The 26,372-nt window shown below is 61.3% G+C and carries 28 protein-coding genes; 17 read left to right on the top strand and 11 right to left on the bottom strand.

Annotated elements, in window-relative coordinates:
• Positions 1-54: 54 nt before the first annotated feature.
• Both AB5Y95_RS04360 and AB5Y95_RS04355 read left to right on the top strand, forming a co-directional pair.
• Positions 55-564 carry an N-acetyltransferase family protein gene (locus tag AB5Y95_RS04360; RefSeq protein WP_368159688.1) on the top strand — a complete coding sequence of 170 codons (510 nt, stop codon included), beginning with the start codon at positions 55-57 and terminating at the stop codon, positions 562-564.
• Positions 565-664: 100 nt separating this feature from the next.
• Positions 665-847 carry a DUF5363 family protein gene (locus tag AB5Y95_RS04355; protein WP_080631966.1) on the top strand — a complete coding sequence of 61 codons (183 nt, stop codon included), beginning with the start codon at positions 665-667 and terminating at the stop codon, positions 845-847.
• On the opposite strand, the gene tppF is transcribed toward AB5Y95_RS04355, so the two are convergent.
• The gene (gene tppF / locus AB5Y95_RS04350) at positions 816-1,433 is read right to left on the bottom strand and encodes a type IVa pilus pseudopilin TppF (RefSeq protein WP_368159597.1); all 618 of its coding nucleotides are present in this window, start codon (positions 1,431-1,433) and stop codon (positions 816-818) included. The two genes, AB5Y95_RS04355 and tppF, sit on opposite strands and share 32 nt — an antisense overlap.
• A 38-nt stretch (positions 1,434-1,471) precedes the next feature.
• On the opposite strand from tppF, the gene AB5Y95_RS04345 reads away from it, so the two are divergent.
• The 7 genes from AB5Y95_RS04345 to deoD all read left to right on the top strand — a co-directional run bounded on the left by AB5Y95_RS04345 (position 1,472) and on the right by deoD (position 8,666).
• On the top strand, positions 1,472-2,260 hold the full coding sequence (locus AB5Y95_RS04345) for a TatD family hydrolase (RefSeq protein WP_065018779.1): 789 nt from the start codon (positions 1,472-1,474) through the stop codon (positions 2,258-2,260).
• 213 nt (positions 2,261-2,473) lie between these two features.
• Positions 2,474-3,748, top strand: coding sequence for a NupC/NupG family nucleoside CNT transporter (locus tag AB5Y95_RS04340; protein WP_010636138.1), 1,275 nt, complete (start codon positions 2,474-2,476; stop codon positions 3,746-3,748).
• Positions 3,749-3,872: 124 nt separating this feature from the next.
• A complete protein-coding gene (locus tag AB5Y95_RS04335) occupies positions 3,873-4,043 on the top strand; it encodes a XapX domain-containing protein (protein WP_005305103.1) in 171 nt (56 codons plus the stop codon).
• Positions 4,044-4,433: 390 nt separating this feature from the next.
• Complete coding sequence (deoC, locus tag AB5Y95_RS04330) at positions 4,434-5,207, top strand: deoxyribose-phosphate aldolase (RefSeq protein ID WP_274438244.1); 774 nt, start codon at positions 4,434-4,436, stop codon at positions 5,205-5,207.
• Positions 5,208-5,317: 110 nt separating this feature from the next.
• The gene (gene deoA, locus AB5Y95_RS04325) at positions 5,318-6,649 is read left to right on the top strand and encodes a thymidine phosphorylase (protein ID WP_267999980.1); all 1,332 of its coding nucleotides are present in this window, start codon (positions 5,318-5,320) and stop codon (positions 6,647-6,649) included.
• A gap of 14 nt (positions 6,650-6,663) precedes the next feature.
• Positions 6,664-7,872 (top strand): phosphopentomutase, encoded by a 1,209-nt coding sequence (locus tag AB5Y95_RS04320; protein ID WP_368159592.1) that lies wholly within the window; start codon positions 6,664-6,666, stop codon positions 7,870-7,872.
• A gap of 77 nt (positions 7,873-7,949) precedes the next feature.
• Positions 7,950-8,666 carry a purine-nucleoside phosphorylase gene (deoD, locus tag AB5Y95_RS04315; protein WP_005305092.1) on the top strand — a complete coding sequence of 239 codons (717 nt, stop codon included), beginning with the start codon at positions 7,950-7,952 and terminating at the stop codon, positions 8,664-8,666.
• Positions 8,667-8,735: 69 nt separating this feature from the next.
• Here deoD and AB5Y95_RS04310 read toward each other — a convergent pair whose 3' ends face one another.
• Both AB5Y95_RS04310 and AB5Y95_RS04305 read right to left on the bottom strand, forming a co-directional pair.
• Positions 8,736-10,982: a PAS domain S-box protein gene (locus AB5Y95_RS04310; RefSeq protein ID WP_368159589.1), complete on the bottom strand. Its 2,247-nt coding sequence runs from the start codon at positions 10,980-10,982 to the stop codon at positions 8,736-8,738.
• Between the two features lie 60 nt (positions 10,983-11,042).
• The gene (locus AB5Y95_RS04305) at positions 11,043-11,651 is read right to left on the bottom strand and encodes an AhpA/YtjB family protein (protein WP_005305087.1); all 609 of its coding nucleotides are present in this window, start codon (positions 11,649-11,651) and stop codon (positions 11,043-11,045) included.
• Positions 11,652-11,771: 120 nt separating this feature from the next.
• Between AB5Y95_RS04305 and serB the strand changes: the two genes are divergently transcribed.
• Positions 11,772-12,782, top strand: coding sequence for a phosphoserine phosphatase SerB (gene serB / locus AB5Y95_RS04300; protein ID WP_368159586.1), 1,011 nt, complete (start codon positions 11,772-11,774; stop codon positions 12,780-12,782).
• Positions 12,783-12,832: 50 nt separating this feature from the next.
• The gene (locus AB5Y95_RS04295) at positions 12,833-13,738 is read left to right on the top strand and encodes an alpha/beta fold hydrolase (protein ID WP_206865856.1); all 906 of its coding nucleotides are present in this window, start codon (positions 12,833-12,835) and stop codon (positions 13,736-13,738) included.
• A gap of 115 nt (positions 13,739-13,853) precedes the next feature.
• Here the strand turns inward: AB5Y95_RS04295 and AB5Y95_RS04290 are convergent, their stop codons facing one another.
• Positions 13,854-16,232 (bottom strand): PilZ domain-containing protein, encoded by a 2,379-nt coding sequence (locus tag AB5Y95_RS04290; protein ID WP_368159583.1) that lies wholly within the window; start codon positions 16,230-16,232, stop codon positions 13,854-13,856.
• Positions 16,233-16,332: 100 nt separating this feature from the next.
• On the opposite strand from AB5Y95_RS04290, the gene radA reads away from it, so the two are divergent.
• Positions 16,333-17,697: a DNA repair protein RadA gene (gene radA, locus AB5Y95_RS04285; RefSeq protein WP_005305075.1), complete on the top strand. Its 1,365-nt coding sequence runs from the start codon at positions 16,333-16,335 to the stop codon at positions 17,695-17,697.
• Positions 17,698-17,775: 78 nt separating this feature from the next.
• On the opposite strand, the gene AB5Y95_RS04280 is transcribed toward radA, so the two are convergent.
• Both AB5Y95_RS04280 and AB5Y95_RS04275 read right to left on the bottom strand, forming a co-directional pair.
• Positions 17,776-18,156: a PilZ domain-containing protein gene (locus AB5Y95_RS04280; RefSeq protein WP_005305070.1), complete on the bottom strand. Its 381-nt coding sequence runs from the start codon at positions 18,154-18,156 to the stop codon at positions 17,776-17,778.
• Positions 18,157-18,257: 101 nt separating this feature from the next.
• A complete protein-coding gene (locus tag AB5Y95_RS04275) occupies positions 18,258-18,743 on the bottom strand; it encodes an Rsd/AlgQ family anti-sigma factor (RefSeq protein ID WP_005305066.1) in 486 nt (161 codons plus the stop codon).
• Between the two features lie 341 nt (positions 18,744-19,084).
• Here AB5Y95_RS04275 and hupA point away from each other — a divergent pair, with 341 nt between their 5' ends.
• Together hupA and AB5Y95_RS04265 are read left to right on the top strand one after the other, a co-directional pair.
• Positions 19,085-19,357 (top strand): nucleoid-associated protein HU-alpha, encoded by a 273-nt coding sequence (hupA, locus tag AB5Y95_RS04270; protein WP_005305063.1) that lies wholly within the window; start codon positions 19,085-19,087, stop codon positions 19,355-19,357.
• 101 nt (positions 19,358-19,458) lie between these two features.
• A complete protein-coding gene (locus AB5Y95_RS04265; RefSeq protein WP_010636148.1) occupies positions 19,459-19,884 on the top strand; it encodes a hypothetical protein in 426 nt (141 codons plus the stop codon).
• Positions 19,885-19,959: 75 nt separating this feature from the next.
• Here AB5Y95_RS04265 and AB5Y95_RS04260 read toward each other — a convergent pair whose 3' ends face one another.
• Together AB5Y95_RS04260 and dusA are read right to left on the bottom strand one after the other, a co-directional pair.
• Positions 19,960-20,109 (bottom strand): hypothetical protein, encoded by a 150-nt coding sequence (locus AB5Y95_RS04260; protein ID WP_010636149.1) that lies wholly within the window; start codon positions 20,107-20,109, stop codon positions 19,960-19,962.
• A 2-nt stretch (positions 20,110-20,111) separates the two neighbouring features.
• Positions 20,112-21,098 carry a tRNA dihydrouridine(20/20a) synthase DusA gene (gene dusA, locus AB5Y95_RS04255; protein WP_024943335.1) on the bottom strand — a complete coding sequence of 329 codons (987 nt, stop codon included), beginning with the start codon at positions 21,096-21,098 and terminating at the stop codon, positions 20,112-20,114.
• Positions 21,099-21,236: 138 nt separating this feature from the next.
• Here dusA and zur point away from each other — a divergent pair, with 138 nt between their 5' ends.
• The 3 genes from zur to AB5Y95_RS04240 are packed head-to-tail and all read left to right on the top strand — an operon-like array spanning position 21,237 to position 22,378.
• Positions 21,237-21,695 (top strand): zinc uptake transcriptional repressor Zur, encoded by a 459-nt coding sequence (zur, locus tag AB5Y95_RS04250; RefSeq protein ID WP_005305041.1) that lies wholly within the window; start codon positions 21,237-21,239, stop codon positions 21,693-21,695.
• Positions 21,685-22,146: a chemotaxis protein CheX gene (locus AB5Y95_RS04245; RefSeq protein WP_005305039.1), complete on the top strand. Its 462-nt coding sequence runs from the start codon at positions 21,685-21,687 to the stop codon at positions 22,144-22,146. Before zur ends, AB5Y95_RS04245 begins: the two co-directional genes overlap by 11 nt.
• A 4-nt stretch (positions 22,147-22,150) precedes the next feature.
• Complete coding sequence (locus tag AB5Y95_RS04240; RefSeq protein ID WP_005305036.1) at positions 22,151-22,378, top strand: hypothetical protein; 228 nt, start codon at positions 22,151-22,153, stop codon at positions 22,376-22,378.
• Positions 22,379-22,442: 64 nt separating this feature from the next.
• Here AB5Y95_RS04240 and brnQ (AB5Y95_RS04235) read toward each other — a convergent pair whose 3' ends face one another.
• The 3 genes from brnQ (AB5Y95_RS04235) to AB5Y95_RS04225 all read right to left on the bottom strand — a co-directional run bounded on the left by brnQ (AB5Y95_RS04235) (position 22,443) and on the right by AB5Y95_RS04225 (position 26,323).
• Positions 22,443-23,720 (bottom strand): branched-chain amino acid transport system II carrier protein, encoded by a 1,278-nt coding sequence (brnQ, locus tag AB5Y95_RS04235; RefSeq protein WP_026141441.1) that lies wholly within the window; start codon positions 23,718-23,720, stop codon positions 22,443-22,445.
• A 393-nt stretch (positions 23,721-24,113) separates the two neighbouring features.
• Complete coding sequence (gene brnQ / locus AB5Y95_RS04230) at positions 24,114-25,421, bottom strand: branched-chain amino acid transport system II carrier protein (RefSeq protein WP_005305030.1); 1,308 nt, start codon at positions 25,419-25,421, stop codon at positions 24,114-24,116.
• A gap of 191 nt (positions 25,422-25,612) precedes the next feature.
• Positions 25,613-26,323, bottom strand: a complete 711-nt coding sequence (locus AB5Y95_RS04225; protein ID WP_005305026.1) for a tRNA1(Val) (adenine(37)-N6)-methyltransferase — start codon at positions 26,321-26,323, stop codon at positions 25,613-25,615.
• Between the last annotated feature and the right edge of the window lie 49 nt (positions 26,324-26,372).

Genomic DNA, 26,372 nt, shown 5'->3' with positions numbered 1-26,372 from the left:
CGTTTTTTTATGGCCGTGGATCGGCGCAACCACCAGGCAGGGAGAGCGAGGGTGATGATTCGTTTGGCGAGTGTGGAGGATGCGGCGGCGCTGGATCACTTCTTTGGGCAACTGGACAGGGAGACCCGCTTCATGCTGTATGAGGCGGGGGAGCGCCCCTCGGACATCGAGGGGCAGTGCCAGCGGCTCGAGGCCATGGCGGCGGCCCCTAATCAGGCCATGTGGCTGCTGGTGCTGGCCGGGGAGGTGCAGGGCTTTGCCGTGCTCATCGGCGGTGGCCTGGCGCGCAACCGCCACTGCGCCCTGGTGGTGATGGGGCTGCGGTCGAGTGCACGCGGGTTGGGATGGGGTGAGCGGTTACTGCGTACCCTGATCGCGGCCGCCGGCGAGCTAGGGATCCAGCGGCTGGAGCTGGGGGTGATGGCCCACAACGAGGTGGCGCACGCCCTCTATCGCAAGTGCGGCTTCCGGGACGAGGGGTTGCGGCGACAGGCCTATCGGCTGGACGATGGCTACGTGGACGAGATCAGCATGGGGTTGCTGCTGTCACCCGGGGCACCATGATGCGGCTTGCCCGGCTTGCCCGGCTTGCCCGGCTTGCTCCTGGCGGCGAGCGGGGATATGACGGAGCAACCGTCGACTTGATGAAGAGGAGAACGCGCGGATGAAAGGTATCTTGTTACGCTGGCTGGCTCGCTACGATGGCTGGTGTGAGGAGTGGGGGCTCACGCCGGAGAACCGGCGCTGTTGCGTGCCGGTGCGCCGGGAACAGGATGAGGCGCCGCAGGCAGAGCCGCAAGCCGAGTCGGATCCGCTCACTGGAAATTGCGGGTCACGGCACCAGTGACGCTGTTGTAGTCGAAGGAGAGACCGTCGGGATAGGCGGGGAAGCGGCCTATGGAGTCGCGCAGGGTGTAGCGGCAGTTGCTGTGCGGCTCTCCCTCTTTATCTATCTGGTTAGCGGTCAGCTCGCTGGACAGGTAGTCGGCGTTGAGTTGCTGATCGGGATCCTGATCGACCGAGGCGACGGTGTAGCTGCTGTCCAGCAGCCCCTGAAACAGCAGACGGCAGTCTGACTGGTTGCTCACCGAGATGTAGTCGCCCTGACCTGCGACATAGGGTTCGTCGATCCCCTTGCGCCCCTGATCTTCGTCCGTGCCGGCGGGCCAGCCATAGCGGTTGATGTCGAGATTGCGTTGCCCCATGCTGCCGAGATTGTAGAGCGCCTGATCCTGCGCCTTGACCGCCCAGCCGGCATGAGCCAGCTGGACCGCGCTGGCAAAGCTGGCCGCCGTTGCCGCGACCGTGCTCTTTAATGCGTCATCCTTGAGATTGATGAAGCGGGGCAGAGCGGTCACGGCCAGGATCCCCAGCACTATGATGACCAGCACCAGTTCTATCAGGGTAAAGCCGTGGCTTGTGCGTTTCATCATGATATGGACCCATTAATTACGACAAACAGGTGAGTGACATGCAATTGATCGACACCCATTGCCATCTCGATTTTCCGGTCTTCGATTCCGATCGGGCGGCGCTGCTGGCCGAGTGCCGTCAGCTAGGGGTGGGCGAGTATATCATTCCTGCGGTGGGAGAGGAAAACTGGGGCCGGGTGATGGCGCTGGCGGCAGAACATGACGGCATCTCCTATGCCCTTGGCGTGCACCCCTGGTATGTGGGCGGTCAGACGCCGGCGGTGCTGACCCGGTTGCAGCAACGGCTGGCGGAGCGCCCCCGTGGATTGGTGGCGGTGGGCGAATGCGGGCTGGACCTGCGCTCCCACGTGCCGCAGGAGGGACAGCTCGAGATGTTTGAGGCCCAGGTCGAACTGGCCAAGGAACATGAGCTGCCCCTTATTGTCCATTCGGTGCGTGCCAACGACACGGTGGCCAAGATCCTCAGACGTCTGCGCCCTGCCTGCGGGGGCGTCATCCACGCCTTCAGCGGCTCCCTGCAGCAGGCAGAAGCGTTCTGGCAATTGGGATTTCGGCTCGGCATCGGCGGGGTTATCAGCTTTGAGCGGGCCAACAAGACCCGGGAGGCGGTGCGCGACATGCCGCTGGAGGCCCTGCTGCTGGAAACGGACGCCCCCGACATGCCGCTGCAGGGTCAGCAAGGGGCGCCCAACACCCCTGCCAATCTGCCAATCATTGCGCAACTGTTGGCCGATTTGCGGCAGCAACCGCTGGCACATGTTGCCTCGGTGTTACATGAATCCACTCTGCGTACCTTCCAGTTGGGTAAGTCGAAAATTAACACCTGATTAACTGTTGCTAGCGACATGATAAAAAATGGGGGGAGTAAAAATCGTTTGCGGTCTAATTTGACGACCTCTAGCGCATTTCATGCTTATAAAATGTGACCAGCGTTCTACTTTGTCGCACCGTAATTAGTATAATGCGCACCCTTGATTGATGGCTTTGAGATACAAGTTGTTAACAAGCTGGAAGGTGCTACTAAAGAGGAAGTGTAAATAATGAATCTAATAATGGGTCTGGTAGGGATGGCAACGCTCGTCCTTATCGCGGTGCTGTTCTCCAGCAATCGCAAAGCAATAAGAGTGCGCACCGTTGCCGGTGCCTTTGCAATCCAAGCTGGCCTGGGTGCCTTCGTGCTGTACGTCCCGGTTGGTCGTGACATCCTGGTGGGTGTATCCGATGCTGTTTCCAGCGTCATCGGTTATGGCCAGAACGGCATCGAATTCCTGTTCGGTGGTCTGGTCAGCAACAAGATGTTCGAAGTGTTCGGTGGTGGCGGCTTCATCTTCGCCTTCCGCGTACTGCCGGTCATCATCTTCTTCTCCTCCCTGATCGCCGTTCTCTATTATCTGGGCATCATGCAGTGGGTCATCAAACTGCTGGGTGGTGGCCTGCAGAAAGTACTGGGCACGTCCCGTACCGAATCCCTCTCCGCCACTGCCAACATCTTCGTGGGTCAGACTGAAGCGCCGCTGGTTGTGCGTCCCTTCATCTCCAAGATGACCGACTCCGAGCTGTTCGCCGTCATGTGTGGTGGTCTGGCTTCCGTCGCCGGCTCCGTACTGGCCGGTTACGCCTCCATGGGCGTCAAGATGGAATACCTAATCGCCGCCTCCTTCATGGCTGCCCCGGGTGGTCTGCTGTTCGCCAAGCTGCTGGTGCCGGAAACCGAGACCCCGAGCTACGACGAGAGCAATGCCGATGGCGATCTGGAAGACAAGCCTGCCAACGTGATCGATGCCGCCGCCGCCGGTGCCTCTGCCGGTCTGCAACTGGCCCTGAACGTCGGCGCCATGCTGCTGGCCTTCATCGGTCTGATCGCCATGATCAACGGCATCTTCTCCGGTGTGGGTGGTTGGTTCGGTTATCCGCAGCTCTCCCTGGAACTGCTGCTGGGCTGGATCTTCTCCCCGCTGGCATTCCTGATCGGTGTGCCCTGGAGTGAAGCCGTCGTTGCCGGTTCCTTCATCGGCCAGAAGCTGGTGGTCAACGAGTTCGTGGCCTACCTGAACTTCGCCCCGTACCTGAAGGATGAAGTGCTGATCAATGGCGTGGCCATGTCTGACCACACCAAGGCCATCATCTCCTTCGCCCTGTGCGGCTTCGCCAACCTGTCCTCCGTCGCCATCCTGCTGGGTGGTCTGGGCTCCATGGCACCGAACCGTCGCGGCACCATTGCGAAATTTGGTCTGAAAGCCGTACTGGCCGGCTCTCTGTCCAACCTGATGTCTGCGACCATCGCAGGCTTCTTCCTGGCGCTGTCCAGCATGTAATGTCAGCCTGACTGACAGCTATAACCACGAACGCCACGGCATCTGCCGTGGCGTTCGTGTATGGAGCGGTGACAACCGTTTTCCTTTCTAAACTAATAATAAAATGAGTCAAATCGGAGGTTATATGAATGAAGTGCTACTGGCGATGGCAGCCGGCTTTATCGTTGGCTTGTTGTTTTCTTTCCTCAAATTGCCGATCCCGGCCCCGCCCGTACTGTCCGGGGTGATGGGGATCGTTGGAGTCTACCTGGGGGGCCTGGCATACTCCTGGATACTCACCCGTTTCTTCTCTTAACGCACTTTCCAGTACCGGATTTGCCAGATGTGAGGTACCTCTGAAAATGGCAAATCCGGCTTGCAAACAAGGGGTATCTCGGCTGAAATAGGCATTGCCAGCAGGGTGCTGGCATTGACTAATGCCCGATGAAATCGGGTGTTGGCGGTCAAATGGAATTGATTGGGAAGTCGGGTCAGACCTTGTCTGCCTTTCTCAAGTCTTCATGGAACCAAGTCCGCACTTTTGTAAGAAAGTGACAGGGCTCTTGCCTTATTTGCAGCCTATTGCCCGTGCAGTTGCGCTGCAATTCCATTCCCGTTTTTCCGGGAGTCGCGTCTTGCCGGTTGCGTTGCGACAGGCAGCACCATGCCCTGGAATTCGGACTACATCGAGACTTTGGAGAACAGAATGACTGATCTGAAACTGGCCGCCCAGCGCGCCCTGAATCTGATGGACCTGACCACCCTGAACGATGACGACACCGATCAGAAGGTGATCGACCTGTGCCGCAAGGCCAAGTCACCGGCCGGCCTGACCGCCGCCGTCTGCATCTACCCCCGTTTCATCCCCATCGCTCGCAAGACCCTGCGCGAGATCGGCGCTGCCGACGTGCGCATTGCGACCGTGACCAACTTCCCGCACGGCAACGACGACATCGAGATTGCCGTGGCCGAAACCCGCGCCGCCGTGGCCTATGGTGCCGACGAAGTGGACGTGGTGTTCCCGTACCGCGCCTTCATGGCCGGCAATGAACAGGTCGGCTTCGATCTGGTCAAAGCTTGTAAGGAAGCCTGTGGCGCCAACGTGCTGCTGAAAGTGATCATCGAGACCGGCGAGCTGAAAGAGGAAGCGCTGATCCGTCGCGCCTCCGAAATCTCCATCGACGCCGGTGCCGACTTCATCAAGACCTCCACCGGCAAGGTGCCGGTCAATGCGACCCCGCTCGCTGCCCGCATCATGATGGAAGTGATCAAGGCCAAGAACCCGAAAGTCGGCTTCAAGCCGGCCGGTGGCGTGAAAGACGCCGCCGTGGCGGGCCAGTACCTGGCCATGGCCGAAGAGATCCTGGGCAAGGACTGGGTATCCGCCCGCACCTTCCGCTTTGGTGCATCCAGCCTGCTGGCCAGCCTGCTGGCCACGCTGGGGCATGGCGACAAGCCGGCCAACACCAGCGGTTACTAATAGGTTGATGAGAGGGCGGACCGCTGTCCGCCCTGTTGCGCCCCACCCGTGTGGGGTGCGGGCAAGGATTCAGACTTGTGTAACGCCAGCAATGGCGGAGGGAATGAAAGATGTTTTTGCCTCAAGAAATCATTCGCAAGAAGCGCAACGGTGAAGCGCTCAGTACCCAAGAGATTCAATTTTTCGTTCAGGGCATTACCAACAACACCATCGGCGAGGGCCAGATTGCGGCACTGGCGATGGCGGTCTACTTCAAAGACATGACCATGGATGAGCGGGTTGCCCTGACCTGCGCCATGCGCGATTCCGGCATGGTACTGACCTGGGACCACCTCAATCTGGGCGGCCCCATCGTCGACAAACACTCCACTGGCGGCGTGGGTGACGTCGTCTCCCTGATGCTGGGCCCCATGGTCGCTGCCTGCGGCGGTTTCGTGCCGATGATCTCCGGCCGTGGCCTGGGCCACACCGGCGGTACCCTCGACAAGCTGGATGCCATTCCCGGCTACCAGACCTCGGTCGACAACGATCGTTTCCTGAAAGTGGTGAAAGAGGCCGGTGTCGCCATCATCGGCCAGACCGGCGATCTCGCCCCGGCCGACAAGCGTATCTATGCGGTACGGGACATCACCGCCACCGTCGAATCCATCGCCATGATCACCGGCTCCATCCTCTCCAAGAAGCTCGCCTCCGGGCTGGAAGCGCTGGTGATGGACGTGAAAGTGGGCTCCGGTGCCTTCATGCCGACCTTTGAAGCATCCGAGGAGCTGGCCAAGAGCATAGTCGCGGTGGCCAACGGTGCCGGCTGCCGTACTTCAGCGCTCTTGACCGACATGAACCAGGTGCTGGCCTCCAGCGCCGGCAACGCGGTGGAAGTGCGCGAAGCGGTGCGCTACCTGACCGGTGAATACCGCAACCCGCGCATCCATGCCGTCACCATGGCGCTGTGCGCCGAGATGCTGATCTCCGCCGGCCTGGCCAGCGACGACAGCGATGCCCGCCGCAAACTGCAGGCTGTGCTGGACAACGGCAAGGCGGCCGAGATCTTCGGTCGCATGGTGACCGGCCTCGGTGGCCCGAGCGACTTCATGGAGCGCTACGATCATCACCTGCCCAAAGCCGCCATCGTGCGCCCCGTCTATGCCGCCAACAGCGGTTTCGTGACCGCCATGGATACCCGCGAACTGGGTCTGGCCGTGGTCGCCATGGGCGGTGGCCGTCGCGCTGCCGGTGACAAACTTGATTATGCGGTCGGTCTGACCGACTTTATCCGCCTGGGTCAAAGCGTCGAGGCAGACAAGCCGCTCGCCCTGATCCACGCTCAAACTGAAGAGCAATTCGCTCAGGCTGCCAGCATGGTGCAGGCCGCCGTCAAGATCGGTGACACCCGACCAGAGGCGCTGCCCGAGGTCTACCGTCGCATCGGTCTGGCTGATTTGTAACAAGGGGAAGTCCCATGAAACGTACCTTTATTCTGATGATGGACTCTTTCGGTATTGGCGCTGCCGCCGACGCCGACAAGTTCGGAGATGTGGGCGCCAATACCCTTGGCCATATCGCCAAGGCCTGCGCCGCCGGTGAGATCGAAGGCCGTGGCGCCCTCAATCTGCCGAACCTCAGCAAGCTGGGTCTGGGCCACGCGGGCGAACTCGCCAGCGGCACCTTCCCGGCCGGCCTGAACAAGGACGTCGAGGTAGTCGGTGCCTACGGCTTTGCCCAGGAGCTCTCCTCCGGCAAGGACACTCCGTCCGGTCACTGGGAGATCGCCGGCGTGCCCGTGCTGTTCGAGTGGGGCTACTTCAAGGATCACCACAACAGCTTCCCGCAGGAGCTGCTGGATGCCATCGTCGAGAAGGCCGGTCTGCCGGGCTATCTGGGCAACTGCCACGCCTCCGGTACCCAGGTGCTGGACGATCTGGGCGAAGAGCACATGCGTACCGGCAAGCCGATCCTCTACACCTCCGCCGACTCCGTGTTCCAGATCGCCTGCCACGAAGAGACCTACGGCCTCGAGAAGCTCTATGAGCTGTGCCACATCGTGCGCGAGCTGCTGGAGCCCTACAACATCGGCCGCGTCATCGCGCGTCCGTTCGTGGGCAGCGGCAAGGGCAACTTCAAGCGCACCGGCAACCGTCACGACTACTCCGTACTGCCGCCGGCGCCGACCGTGCTGGACTACATGAAGGAAGCGGGCGGTCAGGTGGTTTCCATCGGCAAGATCGCCGACATCTATGCCCAGCAAGGCATCACCAAGCAGGTGAAGGGCACAGGTCTGACCGAGCTGTGGGACAGAACCCTGGAAGAGGTGAAAGCGGCCGGTGACCAGACCATCGTTTTCACCAACTTCGTCGACTTCGACTCCTCCTACGGTCACCGTCGCGACGTGAAGGGCTACGCCGATGCGCTGGAGTACTTCGACTCCCGCCTGCCGGAGCTGTTCGAGCTGATGCAGGATGGCGACGTGGTGGTGCTGACCGCCGACCACGGCTGTGACCCGACCTGGAGCGGCACCGACCACACCCGCGAGTACATCCCTGTGCTGTTCTACGGCAAGCCGGTCAAGGCCGGTTCCGTCGGCCGTCGCGAGACCTTTGCCGACATCGGCCAGAGCATCGCGGCGTACCACGGTCTGCCCAAACTGGCGTACGGTACCAGCTTCCTGTAAGTTACCCGCCCGTCGCCTCGGCGGCGGGCAACCAATAAAGACAATAAAACTCAACCTAGTGTGAAGGAATCAAGAGAATGGCAACTCCTCATATCAATGCGAAAGATGGCGCCTTTGCTGACACCGTGCTGATGCCGGGCGACCCCCTGCGCGCCAAGTACATCGCCGAAACCTTCCTGGAGAACGTCGAACAGGTGTGCGACGTGCGCAACATGTTCGGTTTCACCGGCACCTACAAGGGTCGTCGCATCTCCATCATGGGCCACGGCATGGGCATCCCGTCCTGCTCCATCTATGCAAAAGAGCTGATCACCGATTACGGCGTGAAGACTCTGATCCGCGTCGGCTCCTGCGGTGCCGTGCGTGAAGACGTGAAGCTGCGTGACGTGGTGATCGGCATGGGTGCCTGCACCGACTCCAAGGTGAACCGCCTGCGCTTCAAGGATCACGACTTCGCCGCCATCGCCGACTTCGATCTGGTTGCCAATGCTGTACAGGCCGCCAAGAACAAGGGCGTTGCCGTGCGCGTCGGTAACATCTTCTCCGCCGACCTGTTCTACACCCCGGACCCCTCCATGTTCGACGTCATGGAAAAATACGGCATCCTGGGTGTCGAGATGGAAGCCGCCGGCATCTACGGTGTGGCCGCAGAGTACGGTGCTCGCGCACTGACCATCTGCACCGTCTCCGACCATATCCGTACCGGTGAGCAGACCACCTCCGAAGAGCGTCAGCTGACCTTCAACGACATGATCGAAATCGCGCTGGATTCCGTCCTGCTGGGCGACAACTAATCCCCTTCGCGCATGAATAATGAAAACGGCGGCCCTCGGGCCGCCGTTTTGCATTTCAAGGAGGGAAGATCAGAGGTCGAGGGCGAAGCGCCCCTTGCCGGCCTGTTTGGCCCGGTACATGGCGCTGTCGGCCCGGTGCAGCAGGTCGTCGATGTGACAATACTGGCCCGAATGGCAGATGGCTCCGCCGATGCTGCCGGCGAGGGGCAGCTGGTGGCCGGCCACGTCGGCCGGTACCGCCATGGCCGCCAGCAGCCGTTCGCACAGGGCGGGCAGCTCCAGCTCCGGCTGGCGCAGGGCCGGCAGTATGATGGTGAACTCGTCGCCGGCCAGGCGCGCCACCATGTCACCGGGGCGCACCTCGGCACTGAGCACGCTGGCGAAGCGCTGCAGCAGGGCGTCGCCGACGTGGTGGCCGAGCTGATCGTTGATCCGCTTGAAGCCGTCGAGATCGAGAAACAGCAGCCCCAGGGTCTCGGCATTCTGACGCACCCGCTCCAGCTCCCGGGAGAGGCGCAGGGTGAAAGCGCGCCGGTTGGGCAGGCCGGTGAGGGGGTCGTGGGCCGCCTCGTGCTCCAGCTGGTTCTGCAGCGCCTTGAACTCGGTGATGTCGCTGCCGAGGATGTAGACCCCGGGCTCGTCGCCCCGGCTCGGGATCATGGTGATCCTGAGATCCCGCGGGCCTATGGGCAGCTCGAAACGATTCTCGAAGCTCACCTGCTCGCCGGCGAGGGCCCGCTCCAGATGGGCGATGGCCCGGCCGTAGGCCGCGTCGCCGATCACCTCCCGCACGCTCATCTCCCGTATCCGTTCGGGATCCAGCCCGAAGTAGCGGCAGTAGGCCTGGTTGGCAAACAGATAGCGCCCCTCGGGCGAGACCATGCTGATGGTGACCGGCAGGCCGTCGGTGATGGCCCGCAACCGGGCCCGCCCGCGCTCGATTTCCGCCAGCACCTGGCGGCGGGCGCTGATGTCGTGCAGGAACAGGGCGAGGCGTACCTTGCCGTCGAACTGGTAGCGTTCGGCGCTCACTTCGACCGGGACCTGGCGACCGCTGCGGGTGCCGATGTCGCACTCCAGGCGGCGCTGTGCGCGCTCGGGATGGGTCAGCAGCGCCAGCAGAGGGTGAGCGCTGCCGAGCAGGGCGGGCAGGGTGCGTCCCAGCATCTCCTCGGGGTGCCAGCCGAGCAGGGTGGTGGAGGCCGGGTTCCAGCCGGTAATGACCAGCGCCTCGTCGAGCTCGAGGAAGGCGTTGCTGGTGTGCTCCAGCATGTGTTGCAGCCGGCGTTGCTCCTGCCAGAGGCGTTGCTGCACGGCACCGCGCTCGCGCATCTCGCCATGCAGTTGCTCCACCGTGCTCGACAGCTCACGGGTGCGCTCACGCACCTGCTGCTCGAGCCCCTGCTGCAGTTGTAGCAGCTCGGCCTCGACCTGCTTGCGCTCGGTGAGGTCGGCAAAGACGGCGATCATGTGGGGAGCCATGGTGCGGCTCTGGCACAGGGTCACGCTGAGCTGGACCCAGCACAGGCTGCCATCGGCGCGGATCATCCGCTTCTCCAGCCGGTAATCCTGCCGTTGCCCCGCGAGCAGGGCGGTGAACAGGGCCAGCTCGCGCGGCAGATCCTCGGGGTGGGTCATGGCGTGCCAGGTTCGCGTCAGCATCTCCTGTTCGCTGTAGCCGAGCAGTCGCTCCAGCCCCGGGTTGGCCCGCAGCCAGCGTCCCTCGACCGACGAGAGGGCCATGCCCACCGAGGACTGGTTGAAGGTGAGGGTGAACAGGTGCTCCTTGTCCTCCAGCACCTGGTTGAGGCTGCGTACCTGATGGCGCCTTTCCAGATCGTGCAGGGTGTTCTCCACCAGGCGGCCGAAGTCGTCGAGATCGCGACAGGCCTCCTCGTCGAGGTGGCGCGCTGCATGATCCACCAGACAGAGGGTGCCGAGCACCACGCCGTCCAGCGCCCGCAGTGGCCGGCCGGCATAGAAGACCACGTGGGGCTCGCCCGTCACCAGCGGGTTGTCGGCAAAGCGCGGGTCGAGTCTGGCATCCTGCACCTGCATGATGTCGGGGCGCAGGATGGCGTGGCCGCAAAAGGAGTGCTCCCGGCTGATCTCGCACAGGGTGACCCCGGTGCGGGCGAGAAACCACTGCCGGTTCACGTCGGTCAGCGAGACCATGGCGATGGGCAGCGAGAAATGGCGGGTGATGAGCCGGGTCAGGCGATCCAGCTGGTCGATGGGCTCGCGGTCAAGCAAGCCCAGGATGCGGAGCCGTTCCAGTCGGCTCTCTTCATCCAGAGGAAGAGGGGGGGCAATCATACAGCGCTCCTGCTGGTGGCATTGCCTGGGTTGTATACAAGGCGATGAGGTCGCACCGTCTTATTGCGGTTCGACCGGTTTGCTTTTCTTCTTGTGCTTGCGCACCCGCATGTAGTTGCGGCGCACCCCGTAGGAGATGAGCAGCCCGGCCAGCAGGGCGACCAGCAGCATCAGCCGCTGTTTCTCCTGCACCACCTTGAGCCGGGTGTCCTTGTCCGCCAGCATCTGCTGCTCCTCCAGGGTAATGCGCAGATAGCCCAGCGTCTGCTCCCCATCCAGGATCTCCTGCACGAACTGGATGCGCCCCTTGCCCTGCTCGGGGACCGACTTGTTGTTGTCGCCGATGGGCAGCAGGCTGTCCAGCGGCACTGCATTGTCCGACTGGGCGAGGGGAATGCCGCGGGCATCGTAGAGGGTGACATCGAGGATCTCGGGCTCGGCGGCCAGATCCCGGGCCAGCCGCTCCAGCTCGCTGTTTTTCTCCTCCTTGATCCAGCGTTTCATGTCCCTGGCAGCATAGGCCACCAGTGCCTGGGCCCGGTTGCGCGCCTCGCTGTGCAGCGAGGCCTGGCTCTCGCCCTGCATATGAATGAGCACGGCGAGCACCCAGAGTCCGAGCAGGACACCGGCACCCAGACTGAGCACACGTTTGATGGGGAGATGACGCAAGCGTTGAGCCTTTTGCTGACAAGGAGTGGCGGGATCTTGGCGCTTGCCTGTACAAAAAGCAATACGCTACTCTGGGCCAGTTTTGTTAACCCCATGATCACCAAGGAAGGCGTTATCCCTATGTTGTTGTCCCAATTGCCTGCAGAGATTTCAGAGTGGCCCGAGTGCCTGTCCGGCGCCCCCTGGTGGGAGGCGACGCCACAGGCGCTGCTGCCCGCCGCCAGTGCGCTGGATGGAGCCTGGCTGGTGTTGTTCGGTCGGACCCTTGGCGGCCACCATCTCGGCAGGCTGGCCGGACTGCTGGCGCGGCACGGGCTGCAGGCACGGCTCTATCCGCCCGCCATGCAGGCCGGGGTACCCCTGTTGCTGCTGGGCACGGATCGCTTCTCACCCGCTCTGGTACAGACGCTCAAGGGGGAGGAGTGGGATATCGATCTGTGTCATCTGCCGGCCCTGCCCAGCCTGGCTGAGCCCGGTCTGCTGGTGATGGACATGGACTCCACCGCCATCCGCATCGAGTGCATCGACGAGATTGCCCGCTTGGCCGGGGTCGGCGAGCAGGTAGCGGCGGTCACTGCGGCCGCCATGCAGGGCAAGCTGGAGTTTTCTGACAGCCTGCGGGCCAGGGTCGCCCTGCTGGAGGGGGCACCGGTCACCATTCTCGACGAGGTGGCGGCCAACATGCCCTGGATGCCGGGCCTGCAACTGATGATCGACACTCTCAAGCAGGCTGGCTGGAAGGTGGCGATCGCCTCCGGTGGTTTCACCCGTTTTGCCGGCCAGTTGCAGCGGGAGCTGGGGCTGGACGCCATCTTCGCCAACGAGCTGGCGGTGGCGGGGCAGCAGCTGACCGGCAAGGTGAGCGGGCGCATCGTCGATGCCGCCGTCAAGGCCGAGGTGCTGCAGCAGCTGGCTGCGGAGTACTGCATAGCCACTGGCCAGACCGTGGCTGTGGGCGATGGTGCCAACGATCTCAAGATGATGGGGGTGGCCGGGCTCGGCATCGCCATCCACGCCAAACCGCTGGTGCGGGCCCAGGCGGCGGCCACCCTCAACCACCACGATCTGGAAGGGGTGATCTGCCTGCTCGGTGCCCTGGCCTGCCGCCAGCAGCGCTGGGATAGGCGCTGAGCCCACTAGGGTTGGACTCAACCCCACGTCACGGAGGACGTAGTCTCAAAATGGAACTGCTACAGCAATCCCTGTTTATTCCCTGCGGCGAACATCGGCTGCACGTGCGCCACATTCAGCCGCGGGTTGCGGTACATGGCGAGCCGATCCTGATGGTGCACGGCGCCATCGAGAACGGCCGCATCTTCTATACCGAGTCGGGCAAGGGGCTGGCCTGTTTTCTGGCCCGCCACGGCTATCAGGTCTATGTGGCCGATCTGCGCGGGCGGGGGCTCAGCACGCCGGCCATTGCCGAGCAGGCCGAACATGGCCAGCATGAGCTCATCACCGAGGACCTGCCGGCCCTGCACCGCTGGATTGCCGCCCGTCATGCCGGCTTCAAGCTGCACTGGATGGCCCACTCCTGGGGCGGCGTCATCATGGCGTCGACCCTGGTGCGCTTTCCCGAGCTGGCGGAGCAGGTGGCCAGCCTGGTGTTTTTTGGCACCAAGCGCGGCGTGTCGGTACAAAATCCGGAGCGTTGGCTGAAGGTGGATCTGATCTGGAACCGGCTGGCCCCCTGGCTGGCCAGCCGCAACGGCTTCCTGGCTGCGCGCAGATTGAAGATAGGGGCGGATGACGAGCCGCTGCGCTACCTGCAGGAGACTATCCCCTGGGTCAAGTGTGGCCCCTGGCAGGATCCCAACGACGGGTTCGCCTATGACGAGGCGGCCGCCCGGGTCAACTGGCCGCCGCTCTGGATGATCTCGGCCAAGGCGGACAAGGTGCTGGGTCACCCGACCGACGTGCGCCGCTTCAGCGCCGAGATGGGCTCGGCTGCGCGCCATACCCGGCTTGGCCGGGACAACGGCAATCGGCTCGATTACGACCACATCAACATGCTGACTGCACCCCAGGCGCAGGAGGATCACTTCCCGCAGATCCTCGAATGGCTGCTCAACCCGCAGGCGGCCTGATGGGGGAACCCCCGGGGGGCTGGTAGCCACAAGAATGCGAAAAACAATGGCGGACCCAGGGTCCGCCATTGCTTGTTGCTTGGTGTAGCGCCGCCTCGAGTCGGCGCCCTCTTCTTTACTTGATGGGCGCCGTGATGCCGAGCCGGAACAGCGTTGCCTGGCTGGTATCGGTCAGCTCGCCAACCCCCACCACGCTCCACAGCTCCTCTTCCAGCTTCTTGGCCTTGTGAATGGCGAACTTGGCGATGTAGTCCAGCTCGTTGGCGATGAAGTTGGTATCGGGGCGACCGGTACGGGAGATGCCGACTAGCACCGAGTAGAACTCCCCCTGGCGCAGCGCCTGCTCGATGAAGCTGCGCTTCTCCGCCACGTTCTGGAAGCTGCTGGCGAGCCTGCTGGTGAAGATGGGCAGGCCGGTCGCCGTCTGCAGACTGGCGATATAGACCTCCTCCTCCTGCGGTTGATCCTCGCGCTCGATGGCCCGCAGCGGGTTCATGATGAGCTGCTTGAGCAACTCCCCCTGGAACAGCGGGTAGAGGTTGTCCTGATCGCCCTGCTCGGCACAGGCCTTGAGCAGCCGCGACAGGCTGCGCGGCTGTGGTGCGTGACCGACCGAGGCCGGCTTGGGCGCACCCTTGAGCTTGTTGATGTAGACCGGGGTGCAGAAGATGTGGTGGGTATAGATGTTGCGCAGTGCCCGCGCCATGCCGCGATAACGGCGCTGCTCCTGGGCCGCTTTGAGCTTGTTCTGGTTGCTTTCGATCAGCAGCTTGAAGAACTGGCGGCCGGTGTGGCGCTCGGGATCCCCCTCAATGCACAGGTGCAGCACGGTGCGGGTCAGGTTGATGCTGACCAGCCGGTAGGGGAGGCGTTGCAGATCCATGCTCTTGGAGAGTTCCTGCAGGCGCGGCAGGGCGATGGTGACTATATCGTCCTTCGCTCCCTCGAACGGCTCTTCCAGCTCGATTTGCATGCCGTGGGCCGAGATGTCGCGGGTCCAGCCGAGCCAGGCCCTGCCATTGTGCTTGATGGCGACGGCGGTTTTGTGGATGTAGCGAGCCTCCTTGCGCAGCTGGACATAGTGCAACGTCTCGATCTCGAAGGGGGCGGCACTGCTGTCGTGACCGAAGCGTTGCAGCTCGTTGGCGTTGTGCTGGCTGGAGGCGTCGAACTGGAACTCTTCCCGTTGGCTGTCGAGGCCGACTTGCTGCAGCAGACCGACGTAGCTTATCTGCTTGAGCCGCTCCTGCAGCAGCATGTCCTGCAGCTGGGGGCTCTCCTTGCCCTGCTGACTGGCCAGATCGGCCTCGTGCAGATCGCAGCGCTCCAGACTGAACTTGTAGACGCGCCAGCTGGGGCGACGGGCTCCCACCTGGAAGAAGAGCGACATCAGGCCGCTTTGCAGCAGCTCTTCCCGGGTGGCGGAGAAGAAGTAGAGGTGGCTGCGCACCGAGTGGGTAAAGCAGTAGATCAGGGTCTCTTTCAATTCTCCCTTCGCCGGCAACAGGGCCTGCATGCGGGTGGCCGAGAACAGGCTGGCGAGCATGTCGCGGTTCTTGGCGTCGCGCCAATACTCCAGGATGTGCTGGTTGTTCTCGGTGCGCAGGGCGATCTCGAGGCTGGGGCTGTCGCCCGAGCCGAAGAACAGCGGCATGCCGGTCATGCGTGGCAGGTAGAACTGCTCATACCCCTTGATGATGGCGGCGGAGAGCAGGTAGTCGACGCTGACCCGGTAGCGGCTCTTGTTGCTCTCGATGAAATCGTTCAGAAACTGGTCGAAGGCCGGGTGTTCGCCGGTCTTGATCAGCCTGAGCCAGTATTTCCCCTCCTTGCTCTCTTCCCCGAGGATCTGGTAGCTGACCGAATGGTGCAGGACGGGGTTGGGGTGATCCCGCTCCAGCCCGGTGAAGAACACCTCGACCTGAGCGCCGGTCTGGTAGTTGGGCAGATAGGGCACCGAAACCCGGATCCCGCCCAGAGAGAGATCGGAACTCTTGGCGAACAGCTTGTCGCCATCGGCGAACTTGATCACCACGGGGGAGCTGAAGTGCATCCGCTCCTGGCGCCGGCCATAGTAGCTGGCAAAGGAGATGGGATTGACGTCGTACTGGCGAAACGGGCTGACGGGGGGCTGGAGTTGGCCATCGCTCTTGCCATGCTGGTATTTTTGCCAGTATTGCAGCGCCTCGTAGACCCCCAGGGTGTAGTCATCCTTGTAGAGGTAGCACTGGGACTGGAACAGGCCGATGGCCTCGGCTGGCATGAAATGGGTGATCCCTTCGAACTCGTGCACCAGGCACTCATCGCCCAGCTCGTCGCGCATGTCGATGACCCGGCGGCAGGGGGTGCATTTGCGTTTGAGCTCCATCTTGATCAGAAAACGGCTGTTGCTGTTCTCGTCCTGGGTCAGGCGATTGAAGATGTCATCGAAATCCTTTTCTCTGAGCAGAGGAATAAGTTGTTCAATCAGGTGCTGTTGTTGTTCTGATTCCATGTGTTCCTGCCACGGAAAGTCACTTTTCCGATTCTGGGTTTGATCTGTCGGTCGCAAACAAGTATATCAAGCAGGAATTCATCCTGTCCCCGAGTTATCCATGGCCAAAAACAAAACTGCCTATGTTTGTACCGAATGTGGCGCCGACTTCACACGCTGGCAGGGCCAGTGCAGTGAGTGCAAGGAGTGGAACACCATCAGCGAGGTGCGCCTCGGCTCGGTGACCCCGGGCAAGAGTGCCCGCTATAGCGGCTATGCCGGCGCCGTCGGCAGCCAGGTCCAGACGCTGGCGGAGATCGCCACCACCGAAATCCCCCGTTTCTCTTCCGGCTTCAAGGAGCTGGATCGGGTGCTTGGCGGCGGCGTGGTGCCGGGGTCGGCCATCCTGATCGGTGGCAACCCGGGGGCGGGCAAGTCGACCTTGTTGCTGCAGACCATGTGTGGCCTGGCCGAACGGATGAAGACTCTGTACGTCACCGGTGAGGAGTCGTTGCAGCAGGTGGCGATGCGGGCCTCGCGCCTCGGCCTGCCCACCGACAAGCTGCGCATGCTGTCGGAGACCTCGGTCGAGCAGATCTGCCTGATTGCCCAGCAGGAGCAGCCACAGATCATGGTCATCGACTCCATCCAGGTTATGCATGTGGCGGATGTGCAGTCAGCGCCGGGGTCCGTCTCCCAGGTGCGGGAAGCGGCGGCCCTGCTGACCCGCTATGCCAAGCAGAATCACGTTGCCATCTTCATGGTGGGCCACGTGACCAAGGATGGCACCCTGGCCGGTCCCAAGGTGCTGGAGCACTGCATCGACTGTTCCGTGCTGCTCGACGGCAGCCACGACTCCCGCTTTCGCACCCTGCGCTCCCACAAGAACCGCTTCGGGGCGGTCAACGAGCTGGGGGTTTTCGCCATGACCGGGCAGGGGATGCGGGAAGTGAGCAACCCTTCCGCCATCTTCCTCAGCCGCGGTGAAGAGCAGGCGCCCGGCTCCATCGTGATGGTGATCTGGGAGGGCACGCGTCCGCTGCTGGTGGAGTTGCAGGCGCTGGTGGACTACTCCCAGCTCTCCAATCCACGCCGGGTGGCGGTGGGGATGGATCACAACCGGCTCGCCATGCTGCTGGCAGTGCTGCATCGCCACGGCGGGTTGCAGATGGCGGATCAGGATGTCTTCATCAACGTGGTCGGCGGGGTCAAGGTAGAGGAGACCAGTGCGGATCTGGCCCTGTTGCTGGCCATGGTCTCCAGTTTTCGCGATCACTCCCTGCCCAAGGATCTGGTGGTGTTCGGCGAGGTGGGGCTGTCCGGCGAGATCCGGCCCGTACCCTCCGGCCAGGAGCGGTTGCAGGAGGCCGCCAAGCATGGCTTCCGCCGGGCCATAGTGCCGCATGCCAACGCGCCCAAGCATCCCATCGAGGGCATGGAAGTGGTGCCGGTCAAGAAGCTGGCTGATGCGCTGGAGGCGCTGTAAGCAGAACAGGGTTCGCAGACGGGCAATAAAAAGGAGCGCAATGGGCGCTCCTTTTTATTGGGTGATAGGGGCAGTGGCTCAGGGGTGAGGGTGCTCGAGATGCTCGCTCAGCAGCTGTTCCAGCTCCCGGTGCAGCAACTCTTCATCGCCGACGTTGAGTTCGATCATCCGCTTGAGATGGGTGGCGCTGTCGATATCGATATGGTGGCAGTAGAACCCAAGCTTCTTGCTGGCTTCATGGGTCAGCATGACCTGCATCTTGATCTCGATGTCACTGCCGCTCAGCACGAAGCTGAGTGAGTACTCTTTGTCGTCATTGCTTTCCCAGTCATCGGGCCGGATCAGCAGGGCGCCCTGCAGGGAAATATCGACCAGCTGGGTCCGCCATTTTTTATCGCCCTGGACGAGATCGGCCATGGTCAAGTAAAGGATCCGTGAAAAACGGCGACGCTCGGACATTCTCATCTCCTGTCAGCAATAGGTACGGGTGCTAGAGGTCATGACATAGAGTGTAATGCACCTTGCACATCAGGATCTTGAACTGGCTCCGAAATTGGATATCAAACCTGCTGGGCGCTGAGTGACTCTACTACCTGCAGTGCCTTGATCAACCGATCTTCCTGCTTGAAACGATCTTCCAGCACGGGGCCCAGCTGGTTCAAGTCTTCATCCAGCAGCAGCATCTGGGCCTCGTCCGCGTTGCTGTACTTGTCGTTGAACTCCAGCGCGAACTCGGTGCAGGCGCGGATATGGGGGTAGATGCGCTTGGCCAGCTCCAGCTTGTCGCCGCTGGCCTGTTCGAAAGCGGTCACCACATGGTGGTAGATCTCGAAGTGGCCGGCGCTGACGTAGTCGACCAGCTGCTCGCAGAAACTTTGCAGTTCCACATGGCCCGGGAGCGAGCGCTGCTTGCTGTTGCGGGTGGGTTTCAAGCCGGCGAGGCGCATGTACTCGACCAGCAGTGCCTGTCTGGCGTCCAGCCAGTCATCGATAGCTCTGTGCTTTCCTGCCAATGCGCGTTTGGTTTGTTCCAGTTCAGTTAACATACTCCCTCCGTGGGGCATAGGCATGGAGTGCTATCGTGACAGGCCTCCGGCCTTTTTATGGACTGACGACACCTTCCTATAACTAGGGAAAATCCGGTTGACCGTCAATAGGGGCATGGGGATATTGTTACACCGGGTGGTGTTTTGATTACAAGGCGCCATCATTTGCTCTCCTCTTCCCGTCAATTACGATCACGAAGGGGCGAGATATGTGACTATTTCCGCAGATCTTGATGAAAACCCCAGCATTCAAGCCAATCCGGCTGATAAAGCCTTTGCCTGAGTGTTTTTTTTTGAATAGAGTGGCCCGGTGCTAAATGCCCGATCATAAAGGAAATGTTATGAACAAAGCTCAACTTGTCGATGCAATTGCAGCCAAAGCAGATCTGAGCAAAGCTCAGGCCAAAGTTGCTCTGGAAGAGATCATCAATGGTATTACCCAGAGCCTGAAAGAAGGTGATGCTGTGCAGTTGGTGGGTTTTGGTACCTTCAAGGTGAACCATCGCGCTGGCCGTACCGGTCGCAATCCGCAAACTGGTAAAGAGATCCAGATTGCAGCCGCGAATGTGCCGTCCTTTGTGGCAGGCAAGGCGCTCAAAGACGCCGTCAAGTAATCCCCCAAAACCCGGCGCCAGCCGGGTTTTTTATTGCCATCGTCAGCGGAAATTGTTTCAGATACACTCAAGATATGGCGTGCGCTGTAGTGAGGTGGATGATGGAACAGAAAAATGCCATTCGGCAGGTTGCCGTACCTTGGGCTCCGTCCCGCCAACTCCCCCCGGGCCTGGTCGTGGCCGAACTTCATCAGGATATCTGGAGCGATTCCCTCACCATCATGCTGGGCAGGGCTCGCAGCATCGATCTGCCGCCGCAGATCCTGTGCCGGGTCTATTTCCGGCATATCTTCGCGGTGCGGGTCATGGAGGATTGCGATCTGGCCGAGGGCAAGGATAGTCATGCCATCGAGGAGCAGATCCAGCTCATCACCCCGTCCCGGTTTGCCAGCTGGTTCCATCAGGAGTCGGACGGCCTGCATCTGGATGAGGATCTGCAGCACTATCGCATCTCGACCTGGGATTACTGCGCCGATGTGCTGACCTCCAGAGCGCCCGAGCTGCAGTTCGTGGACAAAGGCGATTAGCGAGGCTGAAGAGACAATAAAAAAACCGGCAACACTGAGTGTTGCCGGTTTTTTATTGGTCGATGCGGGGTGAGTTCAGCCGAGCAGCTGGTCCCGATGCAACCCCAGCACGATGAGCAGGCCTATGAAGTAGAAGGCGCTGATCTTGACGCCCAGGATGGCGAGCAGACCGGCGCAGAGTCGGACGATGGCCTTGTGCAGCCAGGAACCGGTGAAGCGGTACATGGTTACTCCGCCGCTTCGGTGGCGGCGAATTCCGGCACCTTGGCCATGGCATCCAGCACCACCTGGATATCTGCTCCTGGCTTGCAGGCATTTTCGCTCAGGTGACGGCGCCAGGCGCGAGCCCCCTGCATGTTCTGGAACAGCCCCAGCATGTGGCGGGTCATGTGGGAGAGATAGTTGCCCTTGGCCAGCTCCTGTTCGATATAGGGCAGCATCATCCGCACCACCTCGTGGCGACTCGGCACGGCGTTGTTCTGGCCGAATACTAGATTGTCCACCTGCGCCAGAATGTAGGGGTTCTGATAGGCCTCGCGCCCCATCATGACGCCATCTAGGTGCTGCAGGTGCTCGAGGGTCTGCTCCAGGGAGGTGACGCCGCCGTTGATGGCGATGGTGAGATCCGGGTAATCCTGTTTGACCCGGTAGACGCGGGGATAGTCGAGCGGCGGGATCTCACGGTTCTCCTTGGGGCTCAGACCGCTCAGCCAGGCCTTGCGGGCATGGACGATGAAGGTATCGCAACCGGCGTCGCGCACCTGCTCGATGAAGGCCTGCAGAAATTCATAGGAGTCCTGATCGTCGATGCCGATGCGGGTCTTCACCGTCACCGGAATGTCGACCAGATCGCGCATCGCCTTGACGCAGTCGGCCACCAGTGCTGGCTCGCCCATCAGGCAGGCGCCGAAGCGGCCGTTCTGTACCCGATCGGAGGGGCAGCCAACGTTGATGTTCACCTCGTCATAGCCACGCTCCTCGGCCAGCTTGGCGCAGCGTGCGAGATCGGCCGGATTGCTGCCACCCAGTTGCAGGGAGATGGGATGTTCCTGCTCGCTGTATCCCAGGTAATCCCCCTTGCCGTGGATGATGGCGCCGGTGGTCACCATCTCGGTATAGAGCAAGGTCTGGCGAGTCATCAGACGATGGAAATAACGGCAATGCCGATCGGTCCAGTCCAGCATGGGGGCGATGGAAAAACGCTGCGCCTGCATAAAAATCATCCGGGTTGGCTAAACAAAGGGGGCGGATTTTACCACAACGTGAGGCAGCCCCAGAAAATGAATTTTGTCACCGCGCCAAAGGGGGCCCTGTGATAGTATCCGGCTAATAAAAAGGGTAATTGCGTGATCATGAATCAAGACCAACTTTTACAACGAGCCGAACGACTCTGCGAACAACGCGGGATCCGCTTCACCCCTACCCGACGTCAGGTGTTCAGGCTGCTGGCTGCCCATGGCAATGCCATCAGCGCCTATGATTTGTTGGCCCAGTTGCAACAGACAGAGGCCCACGCCAAGCCGCCGACCGTTTATCGGGCGCTCGATTTTCTGCTCGAACAGGGTTTTGCCCACAAGGTGGAGTCGCTCAACGCCTTCATATTCTGCTGTCACTTCGACCATGCCCACCCGATGCAGTTGCTCATCTGTGACCAGTGCGGCGAGGTGGTTGAGCTGCATGATCCGGCGATCGATGGCGCGTTTTCCGAGCAAGCCAAGTTGCATGGCTTTACTATTACCAATAAGACGATTGAGGCACATGGCCAATGTGCTCGCTGTACGCCCACTGTAGGAAGTCAACATGAAGGCTGATTTTGTAAACCCGTTCCTGCTCTCCCTGCTCAATGTGCTCTCCACCATGGCACAGCTTGAGCTCAAGCCGGGCAAACCCAAGCGCAAGATGGACGAGCTGGCGCGCGGTGATGTCTCCGGCCTCATCGGCATGGTCGGCCCGCAGACCCGGGGATCCCTCTCCATCAGTTTCGAGAAGGGGCTGGCACTGGAGATCATGCGCCGCATGCTGGGCGAGGCGCCGGCCACCATCAATGAAGAGGTGACCGACATGGTGGGCGAGATCACCAACATGGTGACCGGCGGTGCCAAGCGCATGCTGGGGGAGAAGGGGTATGAATTCGACATGGCGACTCCCATCATCGTCTCCGGTCTCAACCACACCATCACCCATCGTGCCGACGGCACCAAGATCATGATGCCGTTTGAATCAGATTACGGTCGGGCAACCATCGAAATCTGCTTCGAGTAACCCTATGTGGAAAGCGCTGAAATGGTTCTTCATCGGCTGGGCCCTGCTGCTTATCCTCTCTGACATCGAGATCACCACCTCGCTCTACAAGTACGAAGACAACCGGGTGCTCGTGAATTTTCCGCGTTGGCAGGCAGCACAGCCCTGGGGAACCTTTGAGTGGCATGCCGGGCGAGTGGAGACCCACTGGTACGGACTGGCCGGCAAACCCAAACCGGATCCGCTGCTGTAACGGCAGACCCCGCCCAACGAAAGAGGCCAGCTGATGCTGGCCTCTTTCGTTATTGGCTGACGGGTCAAGCGGCTTCTGCCGCCAGCGCCTCGCGGGGGCGCTGCAGCATGCCGAGGCCGCAGGTCAGCAAGGTCGGCAGCAACCAGGCCAGCCCCTTGTCGAACAGCGGCAGGAAGGCGAACGCATCCATCTGCATGCCGGCAGCGCCCAGCCCGTCCAGGCAGCCGAACAGAAAAGCCACCAACAGCACGGCGCGAAACGCCAGCCGTGGTCGACCGAAACGGCCCTGTGCAAAGGTGACCAGCACCAGCGCGATGGCGACCGGATAGATGGCGACCAGGATCGGAATGGAGAGGCTGATGAGCTGGCTCAGCCCGACGTTGGCCACCAGGATGGAGACGCATCCCATCAGCAGTACCCACTTGCGGTATGTCCAGCCGGCCAGACCGTGGAAGTAGTCGGCGCTGGCGCAGAGCAGGCCGACCGCGCTGGTGAAGCAGGCCAGGGTAATGATGGCGGCCAGGATTAACTGACCGGAGTGGCCAAACAGGCTCAGCACGTAGGCGTTGACGATGGCGCCGCCATTGTCGACGCTGGTCACCACGCCTGCTGCGCTGTTGCCGAGGTAGAACAGGGAGATGTAGACCGCCGAGAGACCAACCGCCGAGATGAGCCCTGCGATGGTCAGGTACTTGAACTGGCTCGGGTAGTCTTCGATCCCCCTGCGTTGCAGCAGGCCGATGATGAGGGCGCCAAACATCAGGGAGCCGAGGGTATCCATGGTGTTGTACCCCTCCAGCATGCCCTTGATGAGCGGCGTATCCATATAGTCGCCACTGGCCTCTGGCTGGGTGCCTTGCGGGTCAACCAGGACCCCGACCGCCAGGATCAGCAGCATCACCATCAAGACAGGGGTCATGTATTTGCCCACCGCATCCAGCAGTCTGCCTCGGTTCAGCGATACCAGGATCACCAGTGTGAAGAAGAGCAGGCTGTAGAGCAGCAGACCGTGCTGGCCGGCGTCACCCAGCCAGGGTTTGAGCCCCATTTCATAAGCCACCAGGCCGGTACGGGGGGTGGCGAAGGCCGGCCCCATGATGATGTAGATGGCAATGGCCAGCGCCGTGGCTGCCCAGGTCGGCAGATGGCGGGTCATCGCCGTCCAGCCACTGCTGCCCTGTCCGGCGCTGCCTCTGGCAACGGCGACCAGGGTCAGCAGGGGCAGGCCCACCGCCGTCAGCAGAAAACCGACCATGGCGGCCAGCAGATGCTCACCGGCCATGAAGCCGGCCAGCGGTGGAAAAATGATGTTGCCTGCCCCCAGATAGAACGCAAACGTCATAAAACCCAGTCCGAATATGTCGGACAACTTCAGTGATTTCGTCAAACCTGACCTCATCTGCCTTATCAGCTTGTTCTTGTTGATTGCACCCACTGCCTGGCAGATAACCGGATAACAATGCTTCCCTCTCCTGTGCCATCGGAAGATCGTCACAGGAGTACCATCTTGAGCATAAAGAAGAGATATTTGATCTCAATCACACATTAATATCTTGAAACAATTTAGTTGGCCAGAATAAATCACCGATAGAACTGCAGTTGGCGGAAGCGAGAGGGCGGAGCGGGAAAGGGGAGGTCAGCATGGCATAGCCGGCAGGAAACCATGCCGGGCGAGATGGCACACAAACAAAAGAGCCTGCACAAGGCAGGCTCTTTGACATGGGCGGGAGCGAAATCAGGCGGCTTCGGCAGCCAGTTTCTCGCCGGAACGTACCAGCATCCCGAGGCCACAGGCCAGCAGGGTCGGCAGCAACCAGGCCAGGCCCTTGTCGAACAGCGGCAGGAAGGCGAAGGCATCCATCTTCATGCCGGCGGCACCCAGGCCGTCCAGGCAGCCAAACAGGAAGGCAACCATCAACACGCCACGGAACACCAGGCGCGGGCGACCGAAGTAACCCTTCAGGAAGGTAACCAGTACCAGCGCTACGGCCACCGGGTAGATGGCGACCAGTACCGGGATGGAGAGGCTGATGAGCTGGCTCAGACCCACGTTGGCCACCACGGCGCAGATGACGCCCAGCAAGACCACCAGCTTCTTGTAGCTCATGCCGGTGAGGTTGTGGAAGAAGTCCGAGCAGGCGGAGATCAGACCCACGGCGGTGGTGAAGCAGGCCAGGGTGATGATGGCGGCCAGGATGAACTGACCCGGCTGGCCGAACAGGCTCAGTACGTAGGCGTTGACGATGGCGCCGCCGTTGCTGACGTCGGTGGCGACGCCGGCAGCCGTATTGCCCAGCTGGAACAGGGAGACATAGACCACGGAGAGGCCGATGGCGGAGATGATGCCGGCGATGGCCAGGTACTTGAACTGGCTACGGTAGTCCTGGATGCCTTTCTGGCGCAGCAGGTCGACGATCAGGGCGCCGAACATCAGGGACGCCAGGGTGTCCATAGTGTTGTAGCCTTCCAGGATCCCTTTCACGAAGGGGCCATTCTGATAGTCACCGGAAGAGACGGGCATGGAGCCTTGCGGCGCCACGAATACACCGATGGCCAGGGTCAGCAGCAACAGCATCAGCAGCGGAGTCAGGTATTTGCCGATGGCGTCCATCAGCTTGCCCTGGTTCAGGGAGACCAGAATGGCCACCCCGAAGAACAGCACCGTGTAGGCAAACAGGCCGGCTTGGCCCATGTCGCCGATGAAGGGTTTGAGGCCCATCTCGTAGGCCACCAGACCGGTACGGGGGGCGGCGAAGGCCGGGCCAATGATGATGTAGATGGCGACGGCCAGTGCGGTGGCCACGCCGGCCGGCAGCAGCTTGGTCATGCCGGCCCAGCCGTTGCCGGCCTTGGCGACGGCAATGATGGTGATGAGGGGCAGACCCACGGCGGTCACCAGGAAGCCCAGCATGGCCAGAGAGAGGTGCTCACCCGCCATGTAGCCGGCCAGCGGCGGGAAGATGATGTTACCGGCGCCCAGATAGAACGCGAAGGTCATGAAGCCCAGTCCGAGCACGTCGGACAATGTGAGTGATTTCGTCAAGTTCAACCTCGTCTGTCTTGTAAACTATTGCTTGTTATAGTTTTTTATTGGTCGGTGACCGGCGTTGTTCAGGGGTAAAAAAAATGAGCCCCGCTTGTTTTTTCATCGCAACCAGTGGTTTGAGCTGGTCTGGAGCGGGCGCTCGTTTAGGAGTCAGCATAATGGCGTGAAAAAATAGTTCAAGACGAAATTTACATCTTCAAATAGAAGGGGCTGGTCAGTTGGATATATCTGTCGGAATAGGTTCCCTCAGCAGAATGGATCACAATTTCACCCCTATCACACCTGTTTAATCCTCTGCCAAGTAGCAATAAAACACGATTTGCCTCTTTTCCAGCCCTGGTGATAACAGCTGTATAACAAACGGCATGCAGATCAAAATCCGCCGAAATGCATAAAATTTCATCGGCCATGGCCGTCGGCACGACCAGTGCGACCTGGCCATCGGGGGCCAGCAAGCGGTCGCAGGCGGCCAGCAGAGCATGGCTGTCGAGGGCGCCGGTATGGCGGGCCATCGCCCTGGCCGGATCGCGAAATGACTGGCCCGCCACGAAGTAGGGGGGGTTGGCGACGATGAGATCGTAAGGGTCGGCCTGATACCCCTGAATGGCGCTCTCTATGATGGTGACCCGCAGCGGCCAGGGGGAGGCGGCCGCGTTCTCGCGGGCCTGCTGCGCCGCATGCTTATCCAGCTCCACCGCATCGATGCGACAGTCGGCGTGGCTGCGTTGGGCCAGCATCAGGGCGATGAGGCCGCTGCCGGTGCCAATGTCGAGGATCCGGCGAGCCTTGCCGAGCGGTGCCCAGGCGCCCAGCAGAATGCCGTCGGTGCCCACCTTCATGGCGCAGCGATCGTGCTCGACGTGAAACTGTTTGAAGGTAAAACCGCTGTTTCGTGCCATCCGACTCCCGTCCTGTACCCGCCTCGCAGAAAATGGTCGGCGATTATAG

This window comes from Aeromonas sp. R5-3 (assembly GCF_040908225.1).
GTDB lineage: Bacteria > Pseudomonadota > Gammaproteobacteria > Enterobacterales > Aeromonadaceae > Aeromonas > Aeromonas dhakensis.
Note: the sequence above shows the minus strand (reverse complement) of the source record. Positions and strands in the feature narration are given on the sequence as shown.

Bases quoted from the DNA above. Each gene is read 5' to 3' on its own strand.
- AB5Y95_RS04360 (WP_368159688.1), top strand. From the start codon at position 55: ATGATTCGTTTGGCGAGTGTGGAGGATGCGGCGGCGCTGGATCACTTC.
- AB5Y95_RS04355 (WP_080631966.1), top strand. From the start codon at position 665: ATGAAAGGTATCTTGTTACGCTGGCTGGCTCGCTACGATGGCTGGTGT.
- tppF (WP_368159597.1), bottom strand. From the start codon at position 1,433: ATGATGAAACGCACAAGCCACGGCTTTACCCTGATAGAACTGGTGCTG.
- AB5Y95_RS04345 (WP_065018779.1), top strand. From the start codon at position 1,472: ATGCAATTGATCGACACCCATTGCCATCTCGATTTTCCGGTCTTCGAT.
- AB5Y95_RS04340 (WP_010636138.1), top strand. From the start codon at position 2,474: ATGAATCTAATAATGGGTCTGGTAGGGATGGCAACGCTCGTCCTTATC.
- AB5Y95_RS04335 (WP_005305103.1), top strand. From the start codon at position 3,873: ATGAATGAAGTGCTACTGGCGATGGCAGCCGGCTTTATCGTTGGCTTG.
- deoC (WP_274438244.1), top strand. From the start codon at position 4,434: ATGACTGATCTGAAACTGGCCGCCCAGCGCGCCCTGAATCTGATGGAC.
- deoA (WP_267999980.1), top strand. From the start codon at position 5,318: ATGTTTTTGCCTCAAGAAATCATTCGCAAGAAGCGCAACGGTGAAGCG.
- AB5Y95_RS04320 (WP_368159592.1), top strand. From the start codon at position 6,664: ATGAAACGTACCTTTATTCTGATGATGGACTCTTTCGGTATTGGCGCT.
- deoD (WP_005305092.1), top strand. From the start codon at position 7,950: ATGGCAACTCCTCATATCAATGCGAAAGATGGCGCCTTTGCTGACACC.
- AB5Y95_RS04310 (WP_368159589.1), bottom strand. From the start codon at position 10,982: ATGATTGCCCCCCCTCTTCCTCTGGATGAAGAGAGCCGACTGGAACGG.
- serB (WP_368159586.1), top strand. From the start codon at position 11,772: ATGTTGTTGTCCCAATTGCCTGCAGAGATTTCAGAGTGGCCCGAGTGC.
- AB5Y95_RS04295 (WP_206865856.1), top strand. From the start codon at position 12,833: ATGGAACTGCTACAGCAATCCCTGTTTATTCCCTGCGGCGAACATCGG.
- AB5Y95_RS04290 (WP_368159583.1), bottom strand. From the start codon at position 16,232: ATGGAATCAGAACAACAACAGCACCTGATTGAACAACTTATTCCTCTG.
- radA (WP_005305075.1), top strand. From the start codon at position 16,333: ATGGCCAAAAACAAAACTGCCTATGTTTGTACCGAATGTGGCGCCGAC.
- AB5Y95_RS04280 (WP_005305070.1), bottom strand. From the start codon at position 18,156: ATGTCCGAGCGTCGCCGTTTTTCACGGATCCTTTACTTGACCATGGCC.
- AB5Y95_RS04275 (WP_005305066.1), bottom strand. From the start codon at position 18,743: ATGTTAACTGAACTGGAACAAACCAAACGCGCATTGGCAGGAAAGCAC.
- hupA (WP_005305063.1), top strand. From the start codon at position 19,085: ATGAACAAAGCTCAACTTGTCGATGCAATTGCAGCCAAAGCAGATCTG.
- AB5Y95_RS04265 (WP_010636148.1), top strand. From the start codon at position 19,459: ATGGAACAGAAAAATGCCATTCGGCAGGTTGCCGTACCTTGGGCTCCG.
- AB5Y95_RS04260 (WP_010636149.1), bottom strand. From the start codon at position 20,109: ATGTACCGCTTCACCGGTTCCTGGCTGCACAAGGCCATCGTCCGACTC.
- dusA (WP_024943335.1), bottom strand. From the start codon at position 21,098: ATGCAGGCGCAGCGTTTTTCCATCGCCCCCATGCTGGACTGGACCGAT.
- zur (WP_005305041.1), top strand. From the start codon at position 21,237: ATGAATCAAGACCAACTTTTACAACGAGCCGAACGACTCTGCGAACAA.
- AB5Y95_RS04245 (WP_005305039.1), top strand. From the start codon at position 21,685: ATGAAGGCTGATTTTGTAAACCCGTTCCTGCTCTCCCTGCTCAATGTG.
- AB5Y95_RS04240 (WP_005305036.1), top strand. From the start codon at position 22,151: ATGTGGAAAGCGCTGAAATGGTTCTTCATCGGCTGGGCCCTGCTGCTT.
- brnQ (WP_026141441.1), bottom strand. From the start codon at position 23,720: ATGACGTTTGCGTTCTATCTGGGGGCAGGCAACATCATTTTTCCACCG.
- AB5Y95_RS04225 (WP_005305026.1), bottom strand. From the start codon at position 26,323: ATGGCACGAAACAGCGGTTTTACCTTCAAACAGTTTCACGTCGAGCAC.